At 53.3% G+C, this 1,227-nt stretch carries 1 pseudogene; it reads left to right on the top strand.

Going from position 1 to position 1,227, the window contains the following annotated elements:
* Positions 1-230, top strand: a pseudogene (locus tag CHB75_RS21915) (IS3 family transposase); the annotation flags it as partial.
* Positions 231-1,227: the final 997 nt, after the last annotated feature.

Raw genomic sequence — 1,227 nt, 5'->3', positions numbered from 1 at the left:
AGGGTTCAGCCTGTTGATGAGCGGCAAGGGAAATTGCTATGATAATGCAGCCGTCGAGACCTTCTTCAAATCCATCAAGGCCGAGCTGATTTGGCATCAGGTCATGGGAAACGCGGCGGCGGGCCGAAATGGCGATCTTCGAATACATAAACGGGTTCTACAATCCACGACGACGCGACTCAGCACTCGGCTGGAAAAGCCCCGTCGCTTTCGAACGGAAGGTGGCTTAAACGAGCACCGGGGGCGGCACGAAAACGCGACAGGTCCATCCTCCGGAACCAGGCGTTCCAATAGAGTGCCTCCGCCACGATGCGACACGTCAAAAGAAGACGCTTTCAAGAATGCCTCTATGGCAGATCAAGAAGTCGGCGCTGCATTGCTTGGCCAAGCCTAGCGGTTTTGCCCCGATTGCCCAGATCAAGGATGGCCTGCGAAGTGACAAGAACGATAACTGGTGTGGGCGGCAGCGCAGTCGACTCACGGCATATAAGCAAATACGCTCCAACGCCGCGGGCAGTTTTTGAATTGACAGGCACGACAGAAAGACCAGCTGGCCGATTAAACCTCAGGCTTTCCAACATGCCCGAAATTCTACTGGGTTGCGTCAGCAATGACGATAGCGCATAAATAGTGAAATTTCCACAAAGCCGACAGGATATTTCCGGCATAATGCGTTCTCCCTCGGCAAGATCTCCGTTTTCCGTCTATCAGCCGAGGTATTTTTTAGGTTTACTTATATCAAACATTGCCACTCATTCAATTAAATGGTGCAATTAATACCCATAATGGCTGACGTCTGACACCTTCTGCGACAGAAAGCGTTCACATGCGCTGCCGCAATGAAAGTTTTTAATACGGCAGTACTGCCCGTCGGCTTGCGAAAGTGCTGCAGCCGGGGCAACCTCTGCTTTGGCTTTCCGAAACGCACCAACGTGCCATAGGCCCCGTCCACTTCCCGGAAATCATGTATATGTGCACGAAAGGAACCGGTCACAGTGCCACTCTCTCGCCTACCGGGATCGGGCCAATAGGCCCGGCAGGATCGGACCGTCCCCATCGCTGCCGGGGTGAATTACACCACCCGTATTTCCGAAGTGGCAGCCTCCATCGCCAAATGGGCTTTGCACCATTAGTTCAGCCTGAACAACTCCCAAGCGTCTGAATTTGCGGCCTGATCGCGCCGAAACAGTAGCGGGAAATTGCAGGATTTCTTATACCGGGTCCTGA

Source organism: Puniceibacterium sediminis, assembly GCF_900188035.1.
Taxonomy (GTDB): Bacteria; Pseudomonadota; Alphaproteobacteria; order Rhodobacterales; family Rhodobacteraceae; genus Puniceibacterium; species Puniceibacterium sediminis.
Note: the sequence above shows the minus strand (reverse complement) of the source record. Positions and strands in the feature narration are given on the sequence as shown.